The sequence below is a fragment of the Streptomyces turgidiscabies Car8 genome (assembly GCF_000331005.1).
Lineage (GTDB): Bacteria > Actinomycetota > Actinomycetes > Streptomycetales > Streptomycetaceae > Streptomyces > Streptomyces turgidiscabies.
In genome coordinates this window covers 1-7,271 of sequence record NZ_AEJB01000633.1, presented here as the reverse complement: position 1 = coordinate 7,271, position 7,271 = coordinate 1, and the positions used below count along the sequence as shown (strand labels likewise).

General features: G+C 70.2%; 5 protein-coding genes. All 5 read left to right on the top strand.

Annotated elements, in window-relative coordinates; all coding sequences use genetic code 11:
* Positions 1–660 (top strand): aspartate/ornithine carbamoyltransferase family protein (locus STRTUCAR8_RS44180; RefSeq protein WP_006383008.1); only part of this gene is annotated, 660 nt, incomplete at its 5' end.
* Positions 661–665: 5 nt separating this feature from the next.
* The gene (locus STRTUCAR8_RS44175) at positions 666–1,952 is read left to right on the top strand and encodes a dihydroorotase (protein WP_006383009.1); all 1,287 of its coding nucleotides are present in this window, start codon (positions 666–668) and stop codon (positions 1,950–1,952) included.
* Positions 1,949–2,536 carry a PH-like domain-containing protein gene (locus tag STRTUCAR8_RS44170; protein ID WP_006383005.1) on the top strand — a complete coding sequence of 196 codons (588 nt, stop codon included), beginning with the start codon at positions 1,949–1,951 and terminating at the stop codon, positions 2,534–2,536. The genes STRTUCAR8_RS44175 and STRTUCAR8_RS44170 overlap by 4 nt, the downstream gene beginning before the upstream one ends.
* The gene (gene carA, locus STRTUCAR8_RS44165) at positions 2,533–3,690 is read left to right on the top strand and encodes a glutamine-hydrolyzing carbamoyl-phosphate synthase small subunit (protein WP_006383006.1); all 1,158 of its coding nucleotides are present in this window, start codon (positions 2,533–2,535) and stop codon (positions 3,688–3,690) included. Before STRTUCAR8_RS44170 ends, carA begins: the two co-directional genes overlap by 4 nt.
* On the top strand, positions 3,683–6,991 hold the full coding sequence (gene carB / locus STRTUCAR8_RS44160) for a carbamoyl-phosphate synthase large subunit (RefSeq protein WP_006383010.1): 3,309 nt from the start codon (positions 3,683–3,685) through the stop codon (positions 6,989–6,991). Before carA ends, carB begins: the two co-directional genes overlap by 8 nt.
* Positions 6,992–7,271 lie beyond the last annotated feature (280 nt).

Below are 7,271 nucleotides of genomic sequence, written 5' to 3'. Positions count from 1 at the left end.
GGCGCCTCGGGAGCCCCCTACCGGCTCGCCACCTCCGGCTGGATCGACGCGGCCGTCATCAACGCCGGCGACGGCACCCACCAGCACCCCACGCAGGCCCTGCTCGACGCCTTCACCATGCGCCGCCGCCTGGTCGGCCGGGACGCCGGCATCGGGCAGGACCTCGCCGGCAAGCGCATCACCCTGGTCGGCGACATCCTGCACAGCCGCGTCGCCCGCTCCAACGTCGATCTGCTGCACACCCTCGGCGCCGAGGTCACCCTCGTCGCCCCGCCGACCCTGGTGCCGGTCGGGGTCGAGAGCTGGCCCTGCGAGGTCTCGTACGACCTGGACAGCACCCTGCCGAAGTCCGACGCGGTGATGCTGCTGCGCGTGCAGCGGGAGCGGATGAACGCAGCGTTCTTCCCGACCGAGCGCGAGTACTCGCGGCGCTACGGCCTCGACGGCGACCGTATGGCGCGGATGCCGGAGCACGCCATCGTGATGCACCCCGGGCCGATGGTCCGCGGTATGGAGATCACCGCCGAGGTGGCCGACTCGGAGCGCTGCACGGCGATCGAGCAGGTCACCAATGGTGTCTCCATCCGGATGGCCGTGCTCTATCTGCTGCTCGGCGGCAACGAACCCGCCGTCACCCACACCCGTACCGAGGAGAAGTAAGTCACATGAGCAAGATCCTTATTCGTGGTGCACGGGTGCTCGGTGGCGAGCCTCAGGACGTCCTGATCGACGGCGGGACCATCGCAGCCGTCGGCGCCGGGCTGTCCGACGAAGGCGCCGAGGTCGTCGAGGCCGAGGGGAAGGTCCTGCTGCCGGGGCTCGTCGACCTCCACACGCATCTGCGGGAGCCGGGGCGCGAGGACTCCGAGACCGTGCTGACCGGGACCCGGGCCGCCGCGAGCGGCGGCTACACGGCCGTGTTCGCCATGGCCAACACCTTCCCGGTCGCCGACACCGCCGGTGTGGTCGAGCAGGTCTACCGGCTCGGGCAGGAGCACGGCTACTGCGACGTCCAGCCCATCGGCGCGGTCACCGTCGGCCTGGAGGGCAAGAAGCTCGCCGAACTGGGCGCCATGCACGAGTCGGCCGCCGGTGTCACCGTCTTCTCCGACGACGGCAAGTGCGTCGACGACGCCGTGATCATGCGGCGCGCCCTGGAGTACGTGAAGGCCTTCGGCGGAGTCGTCGCCCAGCACGCGCAGGAGCCTCGGCTGACCGAGGGCGCCCAGATGAACGAGGGCGTCGTGTCGGCCGAACTGGGTCTCGGGGGCTGGCCCGCCGTCGCCGAGGAGTCGGTCATCGCGCGCGACGTGCTGCTCGCCGAGCACGTCGGCTCCCGCGTCCACATCTGCCACCTGTCGACCGCCGGGTCCGTCGAGATCGTCCGCTGGGCCAAGTCCCGGGGCATCGACGTCACCGCCGAGGTGACCCCGCACCACCTCCTCCTCACCGACGAGCTGGTCCGGACGTACAACCCGGTCTACAAGGTCAACCCGCCGCTGCGCACCGAGCGCGACGTGCTGGCCCTGCGTGAGGCGCTCGCCGACGGCACCATCGACATCGTCGCCACCGACCACGCCCCGCACCCGCACGAGGACAAGGACTGCGAGTGGGCCGCCGCCGCCATGGGCATGGTCGGCCTGGAGACCGCGTTGTCAGTGGTCCAGGAGACGATGGTGGACACCGGACTCCTTGACTGGGCGACCGTCGCCGACCGTATGTCCTTCGCCCCCGCGCGCATCGGGCGGGCCACGGGCCACGGCCGCCCCGTCTCGGCAGGTGAGCCCGCCAACCTCACGCTCGTCGACACGGCATACCGTGGGTCCGTGGACCCCGCGGGCTTCGCCTCCCGCAGCCGCAACACCCCGTACGAGGGCCGTGAGCTGCCGGGCCGTGTCACGCACACGTGGCTCCGGGGCAAGGCCACGCTCGTCGACGGGAAGCTCGCGTGACATCACTGCCGCATTTGACGTACGTCGCCGCCGAACAGAAGTCGGCGGAGGTGACCGACTGGGCCGCCCGGGTGGGCTGGCTGGTCGGGCTCGCCCTCTTCGTGGCGCTCATCTACTGGCTGATGCGCGAGGGCTGGAAGTGGCGCGGCACGCTCCAGGGAGACCTGCCCGAGCTGCCTGTCGCGCCGGACGAGCCCGGTGCGGCGAGACTGACCTTGCTGTCGATGAGCGGCCGCTACCACGGCTCCACCACCGCGGGGCAGTGGCTGGACCGCATCGTGGCGCACGGCCTCGGCACCCGCAGCCGGGTCGAGCTGACACTGACGGACGCGGGACTGGACGTCGTACGCCCCGGGGCGGCCGACTTCTTCGTCCCCGTGGAGGCACTGCGCGAGGCCCGGCTCGACAAGGGCATCGCGGGGAAGGTCCTCTCCGAGGGCGGCCTGCTGGTCGTCACCTGGGAGCACGGCGGCAAGCTGCTCGACTCCGGCTTCCGCTCCGACCGCGCGGCAGAGCACGGCGAGTGGGTCCGGACCCTGAACCAGATGATCAACAAGACGACGGAAACGGAAGGCGCACGATGACGACCTCCACCCGGGGAGCCACCAAAACTCCCGCCGTACTCGTCCTGGAGGACGGCCGGATCTTCCGCGGCCGTGCCTACGGGGCCGTGGGGGTGACCTTCGGAGAGGCCGTCTTCTCCACCGGGATGACCGGCTACCAGGAGACCCTCACCGACCCGTCGTACCACCGCCAGGTGGTCGTGATGACCGCCCCGCACGTCGGCAACACCGGCGTCAACGACGAGGATCCCGAGTCTCGGCGGATCTGGGTCGCGGGCTATGTCGTACGGGACCCCGCGCGCGTGCCCTCCAACTGGCGCTCCCGGCGCTCCCTCGACGACGAGCTGCGCGAGCAGGGCGTGGTAGGCATCTCCGGCATCGACACGCGCGCGTTGACGCGTCATCTGCGGGAGCGCGGCGCCATGCGCGTCGGCATCTTCTCCGGTGCGGCACTGCCCGACGACGCAGCGATGCTCGCCGAGGTCCGCCAGGCCCCCGAGATGACGGGCGCCGATCTCTCGGCCGAGGTCGCCACCAAGGAGGCGTACGTCGTCCCCGCGATCGGCGAGAAGAAGTTCACCGTCGCCGCCGTCGACCTCGGCATCAAGGGCATGACCCCGCACCGGATGGCCGAGCGGGGCATCGAGGTGCACGTGCTGCCCGCCACCGCGACAGTGGAGGACGTGTACGCCGTCAGCCCCGACGGGGTGTTCTTCTCCAACGGGCCGGGCGACCCGGCCACCGCCGACCACCCGGTCGCGCTGATGCGGGCGGTTCTGGAGCGCGGCACGCCGCTCTTCGGCATCTGCTTCGGCAACCAGATCCTGGGACGCGCGCTCGGCTTCGGCACGTACAAGCTGAAGTACGGCCACCGGGGCATCAACCAGCCCGTGCAGGACCGTACGACCGGCAAGGTCGAGGTGACCGCCCACAACCACGGCTTCGCCGTGGACGCGCCCCTCGACCGGGTCTCCGAGACGCCGTTCGGACGCGCCGAGGTTTCGCACGTCTGCCTGAACGACCAGGTCGTGGAAGGGCTCCAGCTGCTCGACCGGCCCGCGTTCAGCGTCCAGTACCACCCCGAAGCGGCAGCGGGCCCGCATGACGCCGCCTACCTGTTCGACCGCTTCACGTCTTTGATGAGCACAGTCCAGTTGGAGGGCCAGCGTGCCTAAGCGCACCGATATCCAGTCCGTCCTGGTCATCGGCTCCGGCCCGATCGTCATCGGCCAGGCCGCCGAGTTCGACTACTCCGGCACCCAGGCGTGCCGCATTCTGCGCGCCGAGGGCATCCGGGTCATCCTGGTGAACTCCAACCCGGCGACGATCATGACCGACCCGGAGATCGCCGACGCCACCTACGTCGAGCCGATCACCCCGGAGTTCGTCGAGAAGATCATCGCCAAGGAGCGGCCCGACGCGCTGCTGCCCACCCTCGGCGGTCAGACAGCCCTGAACACCGCGATCTCCATGCACGAGCAGGGAGTGCTGGAGAAGTACGGTGTCGAGCTGATCGGCGCCAACGTCGAGGCGATCAACAAGGGCGAGGACCGCGACCTCTTCAAGGGTGTCGTCGAGGCCGTCCGCGCGAAGATCGGACACGGCGAGTCCGCCCGCTCGGTCATCTGCCACACCATGGACGACGTGATCGGGGGCGTCGAGACACTCGGCGGCTACCCCGTCGTCGTCCGGCCCTCCTTCACCATGGGCGGCGCCGGTTCCGGCTTCGCGCACGACGAGGAGGAGCTGCGCCGCATCGCCGGCCAGGGCCTGACCCTGTCTCCCACCACCGAGGTGCTCCTGGAGGAGTCCATCCTCGGCTGGAAGGAGTACGAGCTGGAGCTGATGCGGGACAAGCACGACAACGTGGTTGTCGTCTGTTCCATCGAGAACTTCGACCCCATGGGCGTGCACACCGGCGACTCGATCACCGTCGCGCCCTCGATGACGCTGACCGACCGCGAGTACCAGCGGCTGCGTGACATCGGCATCGCGATCATCCGCGAGGTCGGGGTCGACACCGGCGGCTGCAACATCCAGTTCGCGGTCAACCCGGACGACGGCCGCATCATCGTCATCGAGATGAACCCGCGCGTGTCGCGTTCCTCGGCCCTCGCGTCGAAGGCGACCGGCTTCCCGATCGCCAAGATCGCCGCGAAGCTGGCCGTGGGCTACACCCTGGACGAGATCCCGAACGACATCACGGAGAAGACCCCGGCCTCCTTCGAACCGACGCTCGACTACGTCGTCGTGAAGGCCCCCCGGTTCGCGTTCGAGAAGTTCCCGTCGGCCGACTCCACCCTCACCACGACCATGAAGTCGGTCGGCGAGGCCATGGCCATCGGCCGCAACTTCACCGAGGCCCTGCAGAAGGCGCTGCGCTCGCTGGAGAAGAAGGGGAGCCAGTTCACGTTCGTCGGCGAGCCCGGCGACAAGGCCGAGCTGCTGGCGGAGTCCGTGCGGCCGACCGACGGGCGCATCAACTCCGTCATGCAGGCCATCCGCGCGGGCGCCACCCCCGAGGAGGTCTTCGAGGCCACGAAGATCGACCCGTGGTTCGTCGACCAGCTGTTCCTGATCAAGGAGATCGCGGACGAGCTGGCAGAGGCGGAGCGGCTGAACCCCGACCTCCTGGCCGAGGCCAAGCGGCACGGCTTCTCCGACCAGCAGATCGCCGAGATCCGGGGCCTGCGCGAGGACGTCGTACGCGAGGTGCGGCACGCCCTGGGTGTACGCCCGGTGTACAAGACGGTCGACACCTGCGCCGCCGAGTTCGCGGCGAAGACGCCGTACTTCTACTCCTCCTACGACGAGGAGAGCGAGGTCGCGCCGCGTGAGAAGCCGGCCGTCATCATCCTCGGCTCCGGCCCCAACCGGATCGGCCAGGGCATCGAGTTCGACTACTCCTGTGTCCACGCCTCCTTCGCCCTGAGCGACGCGGGCTACGAGACCGTGATGGTCAACTGCAACCCCGAGACGGTCTCCACGGACTACGACACCTCCGACCGCCTGTACTTCGAGCCGCTGACCCTCGAGGACGTGCTGGAGATCGTCCACGCGGAGTCCCTCGCGGGCCCGATCGCGGGCGTGATCGTGCAGCTCGGCGGCCAGACCCCGCTGGGCCTCGCGCAGGCCCTCAAGGACAACGGCGTGCCGGTCGTGGGCACCCCGCCCGAGGCCATCCACGCCGCCGAGGACCGGGGCGCCTTCGGCCGCGTCCTCGCGGAGGCCGGCCTCCCGGCCCCCAAGCACGGCACGGCGACCACCTTCACCGAGGCCAAGGCGATCGCGGACGAGATCGGCTACCCGGTCCTCGTACGCCCGTCCTACGTCCTCGGTGGACGCGGCATGGAGATCGTCTACGACGAGACCCGGCTGTCCTCCTACATCGCCGAGTCGACCGAGATCAGCCCCTCCCGGCCGGTCCTGGTCGACCGCTTCCTCGACGACGCGATCGAGATCGACGTCGACGCCCTGTACGACGGCGAGGAGCTGTACCTCGGTGGCGTCATGGAGCACATCGAGGAGGCCGGTATCCACTCCGGCGACTCGGCGTGCGCGCTGCCCCCGATCACCCTGGGCGGCTTCGACATCAAGCGGCTGCGGACCTCGACCGAGGCCATCGCGCGCGGGGTCGGCGTCCGGGGCCTGATCAACATCCAGTTCGCGATGGCCGGCGACATCCTGTACGTCCTGGAGGCCAACCCGCGCGCGTCCCGTACGGTCCCCTTCACCTCGAAGGCGACCGCGGTGCCGCTGGCGAAGGCCGCCGCCCGGATCTCGCTCGGCGCGACCGTCGCCGAACTGCGGGCCGAGGGACTGCTTCCGGCGAACGGCGACGGCGGCGAACTGCCGCTGGACGCGCCGATCTCCGTCAAGGAGGCCGTCATGCCCTGGAACCGCTTCCGCGACACCTCCGGGCGTGGCGTCGACACCGTGCTCGGCCCGGAGATGCGGTCCACCGGCGAGGTCATGGGCATCGACTCCGTCTTCGGCACGGCGTACGCCAAGTCGCAGGCCGGCGCGTACGGCCCGCTGCCGACGAAGGGACGCGCCTTCATCTCGGTGGCCAACCGCGACAAGCGCTCGATGATCTTCCCGGCCCGCGAACTGGTCGCCCACGGCTTCGAGCTCCTCGCCACCTCCGGCACGGCCGAGGTCCTCAAGCGCAACGGACTCAACGCGAAGATCGTCCGCAAGCAGTCCGAGGGCACCGGCCCGAACGGCGAGAAGACCATCGTCCAGCTCATCCACGACGGCGAGGTCGACCTCATCGTCAACACCCCGTACGGCACCGGGGGCCGCCTCGACGGCTACGAGATCCGTACGGCGGCCGTGGCCCGGTCCGTGCCGTGCCTGACGACCGTCCAGGCGCTCGCCGCGGCCGTCCAGGGCATCGACGCCCTCAAACACGGTGACGTGGGCGTGCGTTCGCTCCAGGAACACGCCGAACATCTGACCGCGGCCCGCGACTAGCAGCTCCGCTGGTTCCGCGGTTCGGTTCGTCGGCCGCGGGCCGGTGGGGGGCTGGTCGCGCAGTTCCCCGCGCCCCTTCCGGGGCGCGGTCGCGCACCCGACTTCCCCGAGGGGGGCCCGCGGCCGACGAACCGAACCGCGGAACCAGCGGAGCTGCTAGTCGCGGGCCGCGGTCAGATGTTCGGCGTGTTCCTGGAGCGAACGCACGCCCACGTCACCGTGTTTGAGGGCGTCGATGCCCTGGACGGCCGCGGCGAGCGCCTGGACGGTCGTCAGGCAC